The sequence below is a fragment of the Acidovorax sp. sif1233 genome (assembly GCF_019218755.1).
GTDB lineage: Bacteria > Pseudomonadota > Gammaproteobacteria > Burkholderiales > Burkholderiaceae_C > Acidovorax.
The window spans coordinates 774221-789834 of record NZ_JAHUWZ010000001.1; the positions used below are offsets into that span (position 1 = coordinate 774221).

Consider the following 15614-nt stretch of genomic DNA (forward strand, 5'->3'; position numbering starts at 1 on the left):
CCCATGCGCCCCTTTTTGTCTGTGAAACTGAATGACTTCTGAACCCCGCCGCCTGCGGCTTGCGCTGTTTGACCTGGACCACACGCTGCTGCCGCTCGACTCCGACTACGAGTGGGGCGAGTTCACCATCCGCATCGGCTGGAACGACCCCGTGGAGTTCGCGCGCCGCAACGACGAGTTCTACGCCCACTACCAGGCGGGCACGCTCGACGTGCACGACTACGTGCGCTTCGCGACCGAGGCCGTGCGCCTGCGCGGGCCGGAGGCGGCAATGGCCGCACACCAGCAGTTCATGCACGATGTGATCACCCCCGCCATCAAACCCCAGGCGCTCGATCTCATCCGCCAGCACCAGGCTGCCGGCGACGAGGTGCTGATCGTCACCGCCACCAATGAGTTCGTGACCACCCCCATCGCCCAGGCGCTGGGGGTGCAGCAGCTGCTGGCCGTGCAGCTGGCGCGCGACGCCAGCGGCTGGTACACCGGCGAGATCGACGGCATTCCCACCATGCGCGAAGGCAAGGTGCGGCGCATGGAACAATGGCTGGCCGAGCGGCAACTCGGCTGGGGCGATGTCGACAGCACGTTCTACAGCGATTCCATGAACGACGTGCCCCTGCTGGAGAAGGTGAACCACCCGGTGGCCACCAATCCCGACCCGCGCCTGCGGGCCCTGGCCCAGGAGCGCGGCTGGCGCATACTGGATCTGTTCACGGCCCCAGCCGGCCAGGATGCCGCCTGACACCTGCGCCCCGCGCCAGACCCCCCTGATTACTCCCTACCCATGATCAAGAAGTTCATCGACAAACTGCTGGGCAAATCGACGCCCGGCACCTCGGGCGGCAAGCCGCATTTCGGCAAGCGCGAAGAGGTGCCCGCCTCGGTGCACGGCATCAACCCCGAGCTGGTGGACCGCCGGGCCGCCGAGGTGGTGGCCACGCTCAAGCAGGCGGGCTTCGAGGCCTACATCGTGGGCGGCGCCGTGCGCGACCTGCTGCTGGGCCTGCGCCCCAAGGACTTCGACGTGGCCACCAACGCCACGCCCGAGCAGGTCAAGGGGCTGTTTCGCCGCGCCTTCATCATCGGCAAGCGCTTTCGCATCGTGCACGTGGTGCACGGACGGGGCCGCGAGCACGAGGTGATCGAGGTGTCGACCTTCCGCGCCTACCTCGACAACGCCGCCGCAGGCCAGGTGGCGGGCAACGAAAAGACCAGCAAGGCCCAGCTGTCGGGCATGCAGCATGCCGTGGACGCCAGCGGCCGCGTGCTGCGCGACAACGTCTGGGGCCCGCAGGACGAAGACGCCACGCGCCGCGACTTCACCGTGAACGCCATGTACTACGACCCGGTGAGCCAGATCGTGGTGGACTACCACAAGGGCCTGCAGGACGCCAAGAAGAAGACGCTGCGCATGATCGGCGATCCGGCCACGCGCTACCGCGAAGACCCGGTGCGCATCATCCGCGCCGTGCGCTTCGCGGCCAAGCTCAGCCCCCTGGGGTTCAGCATCGACGCCAAGTCGGCCGCGCCGCTGGTGCAGTCGCAGGCCCTGCTGGCCGAGGTGCCGCAAAGCCGCATGTTCGACGAAATGCTCAAGCTGCTGCAGACGGGGCACGCCATTGCCACCATCGAACAGCTGCGCAAGCTGGGCATGGCCAAGGGCATCTACCCGCTGCTGGACGTGGCCGTGGAGCGCGCCGACACGCCGTTTGTGAAGGCTGCCCTGGTGGACACCGACCGCCGCGTGAACGAAGGCAAGCCCGTGGCCCCGAGCTTCCTGCTGGCCTGCGTGCTGTGGGAAGACGTGCGCAATGGCTGGCAGGAGCGCCTGAACCAGCGCCAGCATCCGCTGCCCGCGCTGCAGGAGGCCATCGACGAGGTGTTCGACAAGCGCATCGGCGACGTGTCGGGCCGCGGCAAGCTGGCGGCCGACATGCGCGAGATCTGGGTCATGCAGCCGCGCTTTGAAAAGCGCGTGGGCAACACCCCGTTCGGCATGGTGATGCAGCCGCGCTTTCGCGCCGGGTTCGACTTCATGCGCCTGCGCGCCGATGTGGGCGAGGTGGAGGAGGCGCTGGCCGAATGGTGGCAGGACTTCCAGGCGGCCGACGACGAACGCCGTGACGACCTGATGGACCAGGCCAAGGAAGAGCAGAAAGCCCGCCAGAAAGCCCAGCCGGTGGTCAAGCGTGTGCCGCGCCAAGCCCCTGCCGCCGGGCCAAGGGCTGCGGGTGGGGCGGACGCGGAGGGGGATGGGGATGCCGCCCAGGGCGCGGCCGACTTTCCTTCCGAGGGCGGCGCTCCCAAGAAGCGCCGCCGCCGCCGCCGCAAGCCCGGCGGGGGCGACGGTGGGGCGGGCCCCGGCGGGTCCGGTTTCGCGGTGGATGCCTGACCCGCTGCGGTCCGATGCCGTGCGCCCCGGCACCGCGCAGGCCCTGGTGCCCATGAAGGGCCACCGGAAGAACCGATGACACCGATCCAGCCCACGGCCGCTCGCCCGCCACCCCTGGCAAGCACCGGCAGCACGGCCTACATCGGCCTGGGCGCGAACCTGGGCGACGCCCCTGCCGCGCTGCGCTCCGCCGTGCAGGCCATTGCCGCCTTGCCGGCCACCCGGGTCCTGCGGTGGTCGGCGCTGTACCGCAGCGCACCCGTGGATGCCGCCGGCCCGGACTATCACAACGCCGTTGTGGCCGTGCAGACCGCGCTGACACCCCACGGCTTGCTGGCCGCGCTTCAGGCCATCGAGGCCGCGGCCGGCCGCGAGCGCCCCTACCGCAACGCACCCCGCACGCTGGACCTGGACATCCTGCTCTTTGGCGGGCAGGTGCTCGACACCCCCGCACTCACCGTGCCCCACCCGCGCCTGCGTGAGCGGGCCTTCGTGCTGCTGCCCCTGGCCGAGATCGCGCCAGAGCACGTCCACCCCGCATGGCTGGCGGCGGTGCAGGACCAGCACATCGAGCGGCTGCCGGCCGCATGGTGCGAGGCCGTGTAGCCTTTCCGCTCCGCTTTCCGCAAAGCGGTAGCTGGCGTGGCACGGGCCCCGCGCCGCCACGCCCCGGATGTGAAGCGCACGCGTGGGCAGGCGCAGGGGCGCCTCAGGGGCTCACCCTTGCCTGGCGCGCTGGTTCGAGGCAAACACGTTGTCCTTGGGCAAGGCCTGGCCTGCCTGCACGGCCGCCACCCAGTCGCGGGTCGAAGCGGCGGCGGCAAAGTTGCTGTGGAACACCACGCTGAACACACGGTGGATTTCCTCGGCGCTGGCGCTGCCTGCCGCATTGGCATACGGCAGGGCGCCGCTCGCGTCGCTCAGGAACTCCACGGCCAGCCCCCGGTGCGCGGCCTCGTAGATGGTGCTGGCATCGCAGTTGTGCGTCATGTAGCCCACCACGGTCAGGGTGTCGATGCCACGCCCGGCCAGCCACTCGGCCAGGCCGGTGTTCGTGAAGGCGCTCGCCATGCCTTTTTCGATGTGGTGGTCGGCAGGGCGGCGCGCCACTTCGGGGTGCAGCTGCCAGCGCTCGGTGGCCTTGTCGAACACGGGCGCACCGGACGGGGCGGTGTGCTGTACCACGACCACCGGCACACCGGCCGCGTGGGCGGCATCCATCGCGCGGGCGATGTTGGGCAGCGTGTCGGCCACGGGCGGGTATTCGATGGGCAGGTTGCCGCCCGCGAAATACTCGTTCTGCACGTCGATGACGATCAGGGCGCGGCGCGTAGCGGTGGTGGAAGAGGAGGTCATGGTCACAGTCCTTTGATGGGGTGAAAGAAGTAGGTTGCGGGGAAGGAATGGAGTGATTGTTCGCGTGGCCGCCCGTCCTTGAAAGTGGCTTGATTGACACTCATCGATAGAATCAGGCCATCGTGCCCCATCCTGCCCAATCCTCCATCCGCCTGGTTTCCTCCTCTGCCCCGGACACCGTGGCGGTGGTGGCCTTCGACGGCATCAGCCCCTTCCACCTCTCGGTGCCCTGCCTCGTGTTTGGCGAGGACCGCACGGCCGAGGGCATCAACCGCTACAAATTGGTGGTGTGTGGCATGGCGCCGGGCCCGCTGCGCACCTCCGCCGGGTTCGGCATCGAGGTGGGCCATGGCCTCAAGGTGCTGCGGCGTGCACAGACCATCGTCGTGCCTTCCTGGCGCGACGATCTGGCGCCCGTGCCCCCGGCATTGCTGGCCGCGCTGCGGGCCGCGCACCGCCGGGGTGCGCGCATCGTGGGCCTGTGCCTGGGCGCTTTTGTGCTGGCCGAGGCGGGGCTGCTGGATGGCCGCGCAGCGACCACGCACTGGGCGCTGGCGCAGGAGTTCGCGCGACGCTACCCGCAAGTCGTGCTGCGCCCCGAGGTGCTGTACGTGGAGGATGGCACGGTGCTCACCTCGGCCGGTACGGCTGCGGGCATCGACTGCTGCCTGCACCTGCTGCGCCAGCAGCACGGCGCCGAAGCCGCCAACCGTGCCGCGCGCCGCATGGTGGTGGCGCCCCACCGCCAGGGCGGCCAGGCGCAGTACATCCAGCAGCCCGTGGCGCCGTCGGTGCGGGGCGACCGGCTGGCGCCGCTGCTGCAGTGGCTGGGCGAGCACCTGCACGAAACCCACACCCTGGAGGCCCTGGCCGAGCGCGCGGTGATGAGCCCGCGCACCTTCACGCGGCGCTTTCGCCAGGTCACCGGCACGACGGTGGGCCAGTGGCTGCAGAACCAGCGCGTCGCGCTGGCGCAGCGCCTGCTGGAGGGCGGGGACCAGTCCATCGAAGCCGTGGCCATCGAGGCGGGCTTCGGCTCGGCCGTCTCGCTGCGGCAGCACTTCTCCGCCGGGGTAGGCATTGCGCCCTCGGCCTACCGGCGGCAGTTTCGCCGCAGTGCATAGATTTGCTATTTATTTAATAGCTTCTTGCGCTTGATGGATAAGCGATAGAGGCTGTTTTCATTCGAATCCAATGGTCACAGGGCGCGAATCCCGCACCCTGTGGCATTGGCGGCGCCGCGCAAGCGAGTAGCACCCGTGGATCCGGCCTCGCCCGTCCACCGGGCGCAGCCGCTCAGGAGGTCAATCCACCTTCGCGCCCGAGGCCTTCACCACCTGCTGGTACTTGGCGCGCTCGGCGGCCATGAAGCTGTCGAACTGCGCGGGCGTGGTGGCCACGGGTTCGGCGAGCAGGGCGCCGAAGCGGGTCTTGGTCTCCGGCGCGTTCAGGGCCGCCACGAAAGCCTTGTTCAGCTTGTCGATGATGGGCTTGGGCGTGGCCGCGGGCGCTACGAGGCCCCACCAGGTGTCGATGGAAAAGCCCTTGAACGTGGCCGACAGCGGCGGCACGCCGGGCAGCGAGGGCGATGCGTCCAGCGAGGTCACGGCCAGCGCCTTGAGCTTGCCCGCGCGGATGTTGGGCGCGGCGGCGGCCAGGTTGTCGATGTTGAAGTCCACCTCGCCCGCCAGCAGTGCCAGCTGCGCAGGGTTGGCGCCCCGGTAGGGGATGTGCAGCGCGAAGATGCCGGCGCGCTGCTTGAACATCTCGCCCGCCAGGTGGCCCGCGCTGCCGTTGCCGCCGCTGCCGTAGTTGAGCTTGGCCGGGTTGGCCTTGGCGTAGGCGATCAGATCGGCCACGGTGTGGATCTTGAGCTGCTCGGCCTTGGCCGCGTTGATGACCAGTACGTTGGGCACGCGCACCATCTGCGTGATGCCCGCGAAGTCCTTGGCGGCGTCGTAGGGCATCTTGGAATAGAGCCACGGGTTGACCGCATGCGTGGCGGTGGCCGAGATGCCGATGGTCAGGCCGTCGGGCGCCGCCTTGGCGATGGCGTCGGCGCCGATGTTGCCGCCCGCGCCGCCCTTGTTGTCGATGATCACCGTGCCCAGCGAGTCGCGCACGCGCTCGGCCAGGGCCCGGGCGGTCACGTCGATGGGGCCGCCGGCCGCATACGGCACGATCAGCCGGATGGGCTGGCCCGAGTCCTGCGCGAGCGCGGTGTGGGAGGAGAAAGCCGCTGCGATAGCGGCGCTGGCGAGGAGGATGTTTCTGCGGTTCATGGGTGCCATTGTGCAAAAAAATCGTAAGAAGGCTTACGAAAACCTTGAAGCGGGGTGTTCAGGGCGTGCGGGAGGGGTTTTCCGAAAGGCCCAGGTCCTCCACCAGCATGCCCAGCTCGTGCGACGAGCGGATGTCCAGTTTCAGGAAGATGGCCGAGCGGTGCGTGTCCACGGTGCGCGGGTCGATGGGGCGCCCGGGGTCGCGCTGGGCCAGCGCACGGGCCGCTTCCTTGCTGCTGATGCCGGTGGCCAGCAGGCGCGCCACCTCCTGCTGGCGCGGGCTCAGCGCGTTCCAGCGCTCCCGCAGCAGGGCGTGCCGCTGCGCGCGCGCGGCCACGCCGTGCGACAGGGTGGCCGCGCGGTGCACGGCGGCCAGCAGGGTGGGCTCGTCGCAGGGTTTTTCCAGCCAGTCCACCGCGCCTTGCTTGACGGCCGCCACGGCCGAGGCCAGCTCGCCGTGGGCGGAGAGGAACACGGTCTTGAGCACCGTGCCCCGCTGGCGCATGGCCTCGAAGACCTGCAGGCCGCTCATGCCGTCCATGCGCAGGTCGAGCAGCACGCAGCCGGGCCGGGCCAGGTCGGCACCGGCCAGGAAATCCGGCCCGCTCGCGAACGACTGGGCCGCGTGGCCGCCGGCCAGCAGCAGCGCGGCGAGGGAATGGCGCACGCCTTCGTCGTCGTCCACGATGTAGACGCGCAGCGGGGCAAGGGTGGGGCCGGGGGCGGTGGGGTGATCGGTCATGGGGAGGCCACGGGCGGCGTTGCGTGCAGGGGAAGCCGGATCTCGAAGACCGCGCCGCCGCCCTCGCGGTTGCGCGCCAGCAGTTCGCCGCCCATGCTCTCTACGATGGAGCGGCAGATGTTCAGGCCCAGCCCCAGGCCGTCGGAGCGCGTGGTGAAGAACGGCTCGAACAGGCGCTCGGCGATCTCGGGGGGCAGGCCAGGGCCCCGGTCCTGCACTTCGAGGCAGGCGTGCCCGGCATCGGCCCGGGTGCGCAGCAGCAGTTCGTGGTCCATCGGGGGCGTGGCGTGCACCTGCATGGCCTGCAGCGCGTTGAGGCCGAGGTTCAGGACCACCTGCTCCAGGAGCACGCGGTCGGCGCGCACCCGCAGCGGTTCGGGCGCGAGGTCCAGGCGCACCGCCACCCCATGCCGCCGTGCCTCGGCGCGCAGCAGCAGGCCCAGGGACTGGTCCACGGCGGCATTGAGGTCGCAGGGTTCGCGGGCCTCGGGATGCTGGCGCACCCAGCGGCGGATGCGCCCCACGATGTCGGCCGCGCGCAGCGCCTGAGTGGACAGCGCGGCGAGGCTTTCGTTGAGCAGTTCGGTCCGGCCCTGCGCGGCGAGTGCGCGCGCCGCGGCCGCGTAGTTGACCAGGGCCGCCAGCGGCTGGTTGAGCTCGTGCGCGAGGGTGGAGGCCATCTCGCCCACGGTGATCACGCGCTGCACGCGCTGCAGTTGCGCCTCGCGCTGCTGCTGCTGTTCCTCGGCGCGCTTCTGGGCAGTGATGTCCACCACCGAGCTCATCCAGCCGATGTGCCGGCCATCACCGTCGATGAGCCGCGCCGTGTAGAACATGGTGTAGACGTCCGAGCCGTTGCGGTGCCGCAGCCGGTTCTCGTTGCCCTGGGGCGTGGCCTTGCCCGCCAGCGAGGTGTCGCTGTCGTTCCAGTGGCGGTCGAGGTCGTCGGGATGCCAGTAGGGGTAGGGGGGCAAGCAGCCGATGAGTTCGGAGGCGGCGTAGCCCACCATGTCGCACATGGCGGCGTTCACGTACACGATGCGGCCCTGCAGGTCGCGCGCACGCATGCCGACGAGCAGGGAGTCTTCCATGGACTGGCGAAAGGCCTGCGCCTGCTGCAGCGCGTGGGTGCGCTCGTGCACGCGCTGTTCGAGTTCGATGCGGGCCTGGCGGTTCTCCTGCAGGCGCCGCTCGCGCAGCTGCCAGTAGAGCGCGCCCAGCACCAGCAGGCCCGACGCGAGGCTGGCCAGCGCCCAGGCCTGCTGGCGCGCCAGGGCCACCACCTTGCTGTCGGCCGTGAGGGTGAGGGTCCAGCCCAGGTCGGGCAGGTGTTCCGCGAAGGCGAGATAGTGCTTGCCGCTGCCGGGCAGCCGAAGCTCGGCACCCGGCTGGTCCGGGCGCTGCAGGAGCTTCCAGGGCACCGGCGCGGGCTGCCATTGCGCGCCGTACTGCTCATCGTGTTGCACCTGCCGCACGGCCTCGGCGGGCAGGGGCTTGCTGGTCTTGTAGAGCCAGGACGACACGGAGCCCAGAAACAGAATGCCGCGCTCATCCGTGACGAACACCGGGTCGAGCAGTTGCGCCCAGGTGTCCACGATGGGCTGCATGCGCACCTTCACGGCCACCACGCCGATCACCTTGCCATCGCGCTGCACGGGGGCCGAGGCGAACAGCCCGGGCTCGCCCGTGGTCTTGCCCACGCCGTAGAAGCGCCCCGCCTGCCCGTGCAGTGCGTCGCGGAAGTAGGGACGGTTGCTGTAGTTCTGGTCGACGAAGCTGCTGGGCGTGTCCCAGTTGCTGGAGGCCAGCGTGAGGCCCTTGTCGTCCATGAGGTACAGCGTGTCGGAGCCGGCGTGCGCATTGACGGCCTGGAGGTACGCGTTGGCCGCCTCCCGCACGCTCTGCGATGCGGGATGGCGCAGCAGGTCCGCGACCAGGGGTTGCTGCGCCGCCGTGAAGGGCAGGTAGCTGTAGCGCGTGGCCACGCCGCGCAGGGCCAGGGCCTGGACCTCGCTGGAGCGGCGCAGGTTGTCCCATTGGGTTTCCAGCTCGTTGCGGGTGGCCCATTCGCCCGCGCCCAGGATCAGCAGCACGGCCAGGCCGAACACGGCGGCCATGGGGCCGGCTCCGCGCAGCCCATCGCGCAGGCGTCCCAGGGGCCTGGGGGGAGGCAACGGTGCTGTCACGGGTGTGGCTGTGGCCGGTGGTGGCGCGGGCGGCAAACCCACACCTTCCCGCTCATCCGCCGTGCTTGTCCGCCTCGGAGGTGAAGGAGTCCGCATAGAACTCTTCCGCTGGCAGGCCCCGCTGCGCGCTGTAGGCCACGCGGGCGGAATCGACCACGATGGGGGCGCCGCAGGCGTACACCTGGTGGCCCGACAGATCGGCGTGGTCGTCCATCACGGCCTGGTGCACAAACCCGGTGCGGCCTGTCCAGCCGTCCTCCGGCAAGGCGTCGGAGACGACGGGCACGTAGGTCAGGTGGGGCATGTCGGCCGCCCGGGCCAGCACCCAGTCGTGCATGTACAGGTCGCCGGGCCGGCGGCCGCCCCAGTAGAGCACCGTGGGGCGCGTGATGGCCTTGAACTGCATGTGCTCGATGAGCGCCTTGATGGGGGCAAAGCCCGTGCCCGAGGCCAGCAGCACGATGGGCTTGTCCGAGTCCTCGCGCAGGAAGAAACTGCCGAACGGGCCTTCCACGCGCAGGATCTCCTTTTCCTTCATCGCGCCGAACACGTGGTCGGTGAACTTGCCGCCCGCCATGTGGCGGATGTGCAGCTCCACGCCGGGTGCGTCGGCCTGCGTGTGAGGTGCATTGGCCATCGAATACGCCCGGCGTGCTCCGTCGCGCAGGATGAATTCGATGTACTGGCCCGCGTGGTACCGGAAGGTGTCCGCCGCCGGCAGCTGCAGTCGCACCCGCATCACGTCGTGCGATTTCTTTTCGAGGGTGGCCACCCGCACGGGCATCTTCTTGACGGGGTAGGCGCTTTCATCGGTGACCTGGCGCGATTCGAGCACCACGTCCGTCAGGGGCTGGGCGCAGCAGGTCAGCACGAGGCCGGCGGCCTCTTCGTCGGCCGTGAGCGCCTTGGACTGGTGCTCGCCATGGTGCACGGTGCCGCTGAGCTTCCTGCACTTGCACGAACCGCAGGCGCCGTCCTTGCAGCCATAGGGCAGGCCGACGCCGCTGCGGATGGCGGCGGCCAGGATGGCCTCGCCAGCGTTGGCCTGGAAAGCGCGGCCGCTGGGCTGCACGGTGATCTGGAATGCTGCGGTGCTCACAGCCTCGGCGCTGGTCATCTTGTGGGTATCCTCGGGACGTAGATCTTCAAGAACCGGTTGGTGCCGCCGTGGGCCCCTGCCAGGAGATGCCGGCTGGTTCTTTACAAACGGACCCGATTTTGCCTTCAAACCAAAACCCCCTTGGCGCCCTGCCGGCGCGCTTTCGCCGCGAACGCCTGCTGATCGTGGGGTGTGGTGACGTGGGCCAGCGCGTGGCGCGCCAGCTCCAGGGCGGCCCGGGCGCCGGGCGCGTCCAGGTGCTGGCGCTCACCTCCAGCCCCGAGCGCAAGCCGGCGCTGCGCGCCCTGGGCATCCGCCCCCTGTGCGGAAACCTGGACGATGTGGCCACGCTGCGCCGCCTGTCGGGCCTGGCCACGCGCGTGCTGCACCTGGCCCCGCCACCCGGCGAAGGCGCCGGAGGGGATGGCTGGTGGCGCGATCCGCGCACGGTGGCCCTGGCGCGCGCGCTGCGCCTGCGCAGCCTGCCCGCCTCCCTCGTCTACGCCTCCACGAGCGGCGTGTATGGCGACTGCCAGGGGGCGATGGTGTCCGAGACACGGCCCGTGGCCCCCGCCACGCCGCGCGCGCAGCGGCGCGTGAATGCCGAGCGGGCGGTGCGGCACCTGGGCCGCGGGGGGGTGCGGGCCACCGTGCTTCGCATTCCGGGCATCTACGCCCCCGACCGGGACGGTGGCACGCCCGAAGCGCGCCTGCGCCGAGGCACGCCGGTGCTGGAGCGCGAGGACGATGTGTTCACCAACCACATCCACGCCGACGACCTGGCGCGCATCTGCCTGGCCGCGCTGTGGCGGGCGCGGCCGCAACGCGTCTACAACGTGAGCGATGCCACGGAACTGAGGATGGGCGACTACTTCGACCTGGCGGCCGACCTGTACGGCCTGCCGCGTCCCCCGCGCGTGCGCCGCAGTGCCGCGCATGAGCAGCTGTCGCTGATGCTGCTGAGCTTCATGAGCGAATCGCGGCGGCTGGACAACCAGCGCATGCTGCGGGAGCTGGGTGTGAAGCTGCGCTACCCGACCGTGGCCGAGGGGTTGCGGGCGGCGCGCCCGTCGCCTTAGGGCGAGCGCGTTCGCCGGGGCCTTTGCCCGTCCGCCGGGTTCAGCAGGGCGCCTGGCCTCCGTTGGAGCGGCACACACCGCCGGGACCGGGGAACCGCCCGGGACCGGCGCGGGGATAGGTATTGCCCTGGTTGTCGGTGCAGCGAAAGTCACCGCATTGCGTCAGGCGAGGTGGAGGTTGCGGTGTGCCTGTCTGCGGGAAGGGGTCAGGAAAAAGGGGACGATGCCGAGATGGCGGCACGACCACCACCCGGGGCTGGTGGGCACGCGCTTTTTCGACTTCCGCATACCCTTGTGGACCCAGGCAGTCCAGGTCCACTTGCCGCTGCGCGGCCTCCAGGCGCAACTCCTGTTCATAGGTCGAGCGGGCCAGGCCCGCAGCCACCATATCCAGGTTGCGCCGCGAACGCGCGCATTCGGGGGATCGGGCGTAGTCCTGGGGCTGGGGCGTGGCCGCCGCGGCCTGTGCGGCGCGGGCACGGTCGCGTTCGGCGTTGCGGCGGGCATCGGTTTCCGCCGCGGTGGCCTCTGCCTGCAGCCGCTGCTGCTTGCGCTCCAGCGCTTGCGCTGCCAGCTCCCGTTCCTGCTGGATCTCCTCGGGGGTTTTCCGCGCTTCGACCTCGCGCGCGGTGGCGCCACCGGTGCATGCGCCATCGGTATAGGTCACCTGTCCCGTGCGGGCATCGGTGCAGCGAACCACCTGGGCGCTGGCGCCCGTGGCAAGCACGGCGGCACCCAGGCAGAGAATGAAGAGGCAGGGGCGGATCGTCACGGTCGGCTGCCAGGCAGGGGGAACGACGGCGCGGGACGGCACCGCGGTCAGGGTTTCTCGGGGCTGTTCGACTGCTGGCGTGAACGCCAGTCGAGCGGGTGCGGCGTATAGCTGTCTGGCGCCATGCGGCCAGGGCGGGCTTCGCGGTTGCGGCGGTCTTCCGCGGCGCGGCGGTCGCGTTCCGCTTGGTCTCGCAAGGCTTGCTCCCGGTCCCGGTTGCGGCGATCGGCCTCGCGCGCCTGCTGGTCGCGGCGGTCGCGTTCACGCTCCCGGGCTACGCGGTCGCGCTCGGCCCGTTCTCTGTCACGCTCGCGCTCGCGCCAGTCGTTGCGGTTGCGGTCGCGTTCCCAGCGGTCGTCGCGATCACGGCCGCCGTAGTAGATGACGGAGGGCGGGGCCGAATACGCAGGGTAGACGGGGGGCGGGCTGGAGTACACCGACGGGGTGTTGTAGATGTACCCCGGCTGCTCGTAGACCCTGTACGGCGTCGGTTCGTAATAGGGGTCGCCCGGCACGGTGGCGCAACCCGTCACCACGGCGCCCAGGACCGTGGCAGAAATGATGCGGGCGAGTGTGTATGTCATGCTGTTCAGACCCCCTACAGGGCGTGGGCGTTCCGCGCTGTACGTAAAGCCCCCGAAAAGCACCCCGGCGGGGTGTTACAAGTTTCGGAGTGGCGTTTTCAATGCCTCCCACTGTAGCGCCCGGGGGGCCCATTTGGTTGACCTGCATGCCGATGCAACGGGTAGGACGAAATCCCATGCCGTGCCGGGCTGGTGCCTTGGCGCACCGGCTTCTGAAATCAAAATTGATAGCGAAAGCGCGTGGCTGGCAATGCGCGAGCCGCCCTTTTGATGCGCGGCGCGTACGCCGTGGCGAAGGACGCGCGGGAAGCTGGCCTGCTTCCCGTTTATTTGGGCAGCACCCGGCGGATGGTTTCCGCCAGATCTTCCGCCACGAACTTGGCGACATAGCCGTCGGCGCCGACGCTGCGCACGTGGTCTTCGTTGGCCGAGCCGGACAGCGAGGAGTGGATGACCACCGGCAGCCCGTGGAAGCGCGCATCCTGCTTGATGTTGCGCGTGAGGGTGAAACCGTCCATTTCCGGCATTTCGAGGTCGGTCAGCACCATGGCCACGCGGTCCAGCACGCTCTTGCCCTCGGCTTCGGCGCTCCTGGCGATGGCGTTGAGCCGGTCCCAGGCTTCCTTGCCGGATTTCACCATTTCATAGGGCGCATGCAGCACCTTGAGTTCCTGCTCGATGAGCGAGCGCGCCACGAACGAATCGTCGGCCGCCAGGATGATGGTGCCGGGCTTGAGCTTGAGCTTGGCGCCGACCTTCTCTTCGGTGACCTCGTGGCCGTCCGAAGGCGACACCATCTGGAGGATGGCTTCCACGTCCAGCACCTGGGCCAGGCGGGATTCGTCGGTGTTGCCATCCAGGCGGGCAATGCTGGTCACCAGCTTGCCGGCGGCGCCGCTGGTTTCGGCGGAAAGCACCTGCTTCCAGTCCAGCCGCACGATGTCTTCCACCGACTCCACCGCAAAAGCCTGCGTGGTGCGCGCGTATTCGGTCACCAGCATGATGTTCAGTCCCGTCTGGGGCTTGCAGCCCACGATGGAAGGCAGGTCCAGCACCGGAATCACCTGGCCGCGCAGGTTCACGACCCCCAGCGAATGCGGCGTGGTGCCCGCGATCGGCGTGATGCTGGGCATGGCCACGATCTCGCGGATCTTGAACACGTTGATGCCGAACAGTTCGGATTTGCCCAGGGCACTGTCGGTGCCCAGACGAAACAGCAGCAGCTCGAACTTGTTGGTGCTGGTGAGGTTGGTCCGCTCGTCGATGTCCTGCTGCACTGCTTTCATGATGGGTCCTTCGCGCAGAAAAGAAGAAGAAACGCGCGTTTACAAATTCTAGGATCAGAACGGCATGTGCAGTGCGCTAAATGTTCAGGCAATACCCGAATAGTGCGCTGCAGCAACCAGGCGTCGCAACGCCGTCACGCGCGGTGGCGGCGCGGGTCATGCCGAGGGCGGCAGCGCCACCGGGGTGAAATGCACCACCGTGGGGAACGGGTCGTAGAAATGGTGCAGCAGCCGTTTCCATTCCTGGTAGGGCGCCGACTGGCGAAAGCCGATTTCGTGGTCCTCGAGCGTGGCCCAGCGCACCAGCAATGCGTAGTCCTGCGGGCGTTCCACGCAATGGACCAGTTCGTGCGACAGGTAGCCGGGCATCGAGGCGATGATCCGCTGCGCCTGGGCAAAGGCTTGCTCGAACGCGGCATTCTGGCCGGCGCGGACGGTGAGGTGGGCGATTTCAAGGACCATGGCGGCAGGTGTGGGCTGGGGACAACCCCCTTTGTACCGCACCTTGCCTGCTGTGCCAGCGGCGGGCCCCACCTCAGGCCGCGCTGCTGCGGGAAAGGTCCGGTGGCGTCTTGAGGCTGGAGGCGAGGCGGCCCAGCAGCGCGAGCAGGGGCGCGTCCGATGCGTCGCAGGCCAGGCCCAGATGGCGCGAGAAAGCCAGCGGACCGTCCAGGGGCCGCACGACCGAATGGCGTGCGTGGGCCGCGTAGGACTGCGGCACCACGGCCACGCCCAGGCCGCTGTCCACCATGTGCAGCAACAGCTCTTCGCGCGCGGCGCTGGCCTGCACCTCCAGCGCGATCCCGCGCTCGGCCAGCAGGCGGATGAACGACTGGTGCAAGGGGCAGTACGGCCATTCGATGAGCGGAACGCCCTGCAGGTCGGCCAGGCCGAATTTCTTCTTGAAACGCAGCGGGTGCTGTTCGGGCAGGAGCATCACATAGGGCTCGCGCCACAAGGACATGAAGGTGTCGCCAGACGGCTTGCAATGCTCGGCCACCAGGCGCAGGCGCGCCTCCTGCGCGCTGGCCGTGAGCCGCACCAGGGCGTTGGGCATGAGCTCGCCAATCTGCGCGAACAGCGGCGCGGCCGGGCCCACCATCAGGTCGTCCTGCAGGAACACGCCCAGCGTTTCGCGCGGCGCATCGCGGAAGTCGCGCACCATGGCGCTCGACTGCGCCAGCAGGCTGCAGGCGCGCGGGTACAGGCGGTGGGCGGCGGGCGTGGGCGCCAGGCCCTGGCGGCTGCGCTCGAAGAGCACGGTGTCGAGCGCATCCTCCAGCCCCTTGATGGCCATGCTGATCGAGGGCTGCGCCACGAAGCAGCGGCGCGCGGCCGTGGTCACGGAGCGTTCTTCATAGGCCGCCACGAAGTAGCCCAGGGCGCGCAGGTCAAACAGCATGGTGCGGGGGCCACGGAGGGCCGCGGTCAGGTCGGGGTGATGGTGGTGACGGTTTCGCGGAAGTAGTCGAGCTGGCCGTTGCGCGAGTGGCTCACGATCCAGGTCAGCGATTCCACTTCGCGCTGTTGTACCGCATAAAAGAAGCGCTGGTGGAATTTCGTGATCACCCAGTCGTCGCCCAGGGGCTGGCTGTGGGTCTGCACGATCTTCGTGCCCTGCGGAAAGACCTCGGTGCCCAGGCGCTGCACCACGGCCAGCACGTCGGCCTTGTGGCGGGCGACCTGCCAGCTGGTGTCCGCCTCGTCGCGGTAGTGGTCGATGCGGAAATCCACGTCGTCCGCGATGCTGTCCAGCAATGTGGGCACGTCACCCTTTTCAAACGCGGCCAGTACGCGGTCGATGGGGAAGTGGGTGGTGGAGTTGGTCGTCATGTG

General features: G+C 69.3%; 16 protein-coding genes. 5 read left to right on the forward strand and 11 right to left on the reverse strand.

The window, feature by feature from the left end:
- Window positions 1-31: 31 nt before the first annotated feature.
- From KW843_RS03525 to folK, 3 genes are all read left to right on the forward strand, one after another.
- Window positions 32-742: an HAD family phosphatase gene (locus KW843_RS03525; protein WP_218293691.1), complete on the forward strand. Its 711-nt coding sequence runs from the start codon at window positions 32-34 to the stop codon at window positions 740-742.
- A 42-nt stretch (window positions 743-784) separates the two neighbouring features.
- Entirely contained in the window at window positions 785-2392 is a 1608-nt protein-coding gene (gene pcnB / locus KW843_RS03530; RefSeq protein WP_218293692.1) for a polynucleotide adenylyltransferase PcnB, read from the forward strand.
- 75 nt (window positions 2393-2467) lie between these two features.
- The gene (gene folK / locus KW843_RS03535; RefSeq protein WP_218293694.1) at window positions 2468-2998 is read left to right on the forward strand and encodes a 2-amino-4-hydroxy-6-hydroxymethyldihydropteridine diphosphokinase; all 531 of its coding nucleotides are present in this window, start codon (window positions 2468-2470) and stop codon (window positions 2996-2998) included.
- 111 nt (window positions 2999-3109) lie between these two features.
- Here folK and KW843_RS03540 read toward each other — a convergent pair whose 3' ends face one another.
- Window positions 3110-3748 carry a cysteine hydrolase family protein gene (locus KW843_RS03540; protein ID WP_218293695.1) on the reverse strand — a complete coding sequence of 213 codons (639 nt, stop codon included), beginning with the start codon at window positions 3746-3748 and terminating at the stop codon, window positions 3110-3112.
- Window positions 3749-3870: 122 nt separating this feature from the next.
- Here KW843_RS03540 and KW843_RS03545 point away from each other — a divergent pair, with 122 nt between their 5' ends.
- The gene (locus KW843_RS03545) at window positions 3871-4872 is read left to right on the forward strand and encodes a GlxA family transcriptional regulator (protein ID WP_370628426.1); all 1002 of its coding nucleotides are present in this window, start codon (window positions 3871-3873) and stop codon (window positions 4870-4872) included.
- Between the two features lie 180 nt (window positions 4873-5052).
- On the opposite strand, the gene KW843_RS03550 is transcribed toward KW843_RS03545, so the two are convergent.
- The 4 genes from KW843_RS03550 to KW843_RS03565 all read right to left on the reverse strand — a co-directional run bounded on the left by KW843_RS03550 (window position 5053) and on the right by KW843_RS03565 (window position 10075).
- Window positions 5053-6030 carry a tripartite tricarboxylate transporter substrate binding protein gene (locus KW843_RS03550; protein WP_218293696.1) on the reverse strand — a complete coding sequence of 326 codons (978 nt, stop codon included), beginning with the start codon at window positions 6028-6030 and terminating at the stop codon, window positions 5053-5055.
- A gap of 58 nt (window positions 6031-6088) precedes the next feature.
- Window positions 6089-6772 carry a response regulator transcription factor gene (locus KW843_RS03555; protein WP_218293697.1) on the reverse strand — a complete coding sequence of 228 codons (684 nt, stop codon included), beginning with the start codon at window positions 6770-6772 and terminating at the stop codon, window positions 6089-6091.
- Window positions 6769-8889 (reverse strand): ATP-binding protein, encoded by a 2121-nt coding sequence (locus KW843_RS03560; protein WP_218294422.1) that lies wholly within the window; start codon window positions 8887-8889, stop codon window positions 6769-6771. Before KW843_RS03560 ends, KW843_RS03555 begins: the two co-directional genes overlap by 4 nt.
- Window positions 8890-9010: 121 nt before the next feature.
- A complete protein-coding gene (locus KW843_RS03565) occupies window positions 9011-10075 on the reverse strand; it encodes a CDP-6-deoxy-delta-3,4-glucoseen reductase (protein WP_218293698.1) in 1065 nt (354 codons plus the stop codon).
- A gap of 101 nt (window positions 10076-10176) precedes the next feature.
- Between KW843_RS03565 and KW843_RS03570 the strand changes: the two genes are divergently transcribed.
- Complete coding sequence (locus KW843_RS03570) at window positions 10177-11136, forward strand: SDR family oxidoreductase (protein ID WP_218293699.1); 960 nt, start codon at window positions 10177-10179, stop codon at window positions 11134-11136.
- Between the two features lie 40 nt (window positions 11137-11176).
- Here the strand turns inward: KW843_RS03570 and KW843_RS03575 are convergent, their stop codons facing one another.
- The 6 genes from KW843_RS03575 to KW843_RS03600 form a co-directional block, all read right to left on the reverse strand.
- Window positions 11177-11902 (reverse strand): DUF4124 domain-containing protein, encoded by a 726-nt coding sequence (locus KW843_RS03575; protein ID WP_218294423.1) that lies wholly within the window; start codon window positions 11900-11902, stop codon window positions 11177-11179.
- 53 nt (window positions 11903-11955) lie between these two features.
- Window positions 11956-12492: a hypothetical protein gene (locus tag KW843_RS03580; protein ID WP_255594515.1), complete on the reverse strand. Its 537-nt coding sequence runs from the start codon at window positions 12490-12492 to the stop codon at window positions 11956-11958.
- 326 nt (window positions 12493-12818) lie between these two features.
- On the reverse strand, window positions 12819-13778 hold the full coding sequence (locus KW843_RS03585) for a chemotaxis protein (RefSeq protein ID WP_218293700.1): 960 nt from the start codon (window positions 13776-13778) through the stop codon (window positions 12819-12821).
- Window positions 13779-13934: 156 nt separating this feature from the next.
- Window positions 13935-14240, reverse strand: a complete 306-nt coding sequence (locus KW843_RS03590; protein ID WP_218293702.1) for an antibiotic biosynthesis monooxygenase — start codon at window positions 14238-14240, stop codon at window positions 13935-13937.
- Window positions 14241-14313: 73 nt separating this feature from the next.
- On the reverse strand, window positions 14314-15180 hold the full coding sequence (locus tag KW843_RS03595) for a LysR family transcriptional regulator (RefSeq protein ID WP_218293703.1): 867 nt from the start codon (window positions 15178-15180) through the stop codon (window positions 14314-14316).
- Window positions 15181-15206: 26 nt separating this feature from the next.
- Window positions 15207-15611, reverse strand: coding sequence for a hypothetical protein (locus tag KW843_RS03600; RefSeq protein WP_218293704.1), 405 nt, complete (start codon window positions 15609-15611; stop codon window positions 15207-15209).
- Window positions 15612-15614: the final 3 nt, after the last annotated feature.

Excerpts from the sequence above, each read along its gene's own strand:
- KW843_RS03525 (WP_218293691.1), top strand. The coding sequence starts at position 32 with ATGACTTCTGAACCCCGCCGCCTGCGGCTTGCGCTGTTTGACCTGGAC.
- pcnB (WP_218293692.1), top strand. The coding sequence starts at position 785 with ATGATCAAGAAGTTCATCGACAAACTGCTGGGCAAATCGACGCCCGGC.
- folK (WP_218293694.1), top strand. The coding sequence starts at position 2,468 with ATGACACCGATCCAGCCCACGGCCGCTCGCCCGCCACCCCTGGCAAGC.
- KW843_RS03540 (WP_218293695.1), bottom strand. The coding sequence starts at position 3,748 with ATGACCTCCTCTTCCACCACCGCTACGCGCCGCGCCCTGATCGTCATC.
- KW843_RS03550 (WP_218293696.1), bottom strand. The coding sequence starts at position 6,030 with ATGAACCGCAGAAACATCCTCCTCGCCAGCGCCGCTATCGCAGCGGCT.
- KW843_RS03555 (WP_218293697.1), bottom strand. The coding sequence starts at position 6,772 with ATGACCGATCACCCCACCGCCCCCGGCCCCACCCTTGCCCCGCTGCGC.
- KW843_RS03560 (WP_218294422.1), bottom strand. The coding sequence starts at position 8,889 with ATGGCCGCCGTGTTCGGCCTGGCCGTGCTGCTGATCCTGGGCGCGGGC.
- KW843_RS03565 (WP_218293698.1), bottom strand. The coding sequence starts at position 10,075 with ATGACCAGCGCCGAGGCTGTGAGCACCGCAGCATTCCAGATCACCGTG.
- KW843_RS03580 (WP_255594515.1), bottom strand. The coding sequence starts at position 12,492 with ATGACATACACACTCGCCCGCATCATTTCTGCCACGGTCCTGGGCGCC.
- KW843_RS03585 (WP_218293700.1), bottom strand. The coding sequence starts at position 13,778 with ATGAAAGCAGTGCAGCAGGACATCGACGAGCGGACCAACCTCACCAGC.
- KW843_RS03590 (WP_218293702.1), bottom strand. The coding sequence starts at position 14,240 with ATGGTCCTTGAAATCGCCCACCTCACCGTCCGCGCCGGCCAGAATGCC.
- KW843_RS03595 (WP_218293703.1), bottom strand. The coding sequence starts at position 15,180 with ATGCTGTTTGACCTGCGCGCCCTGGGCTACTTCGTGGCGGCCTATGAA.
- KW843_RS03600 (WP_218293704.1), bottom strand. The coding sequence starts at position 15,611 with ATGACGACCAACTCCACCACCCACTTCCCCATCGACCGCGTACTGGCC.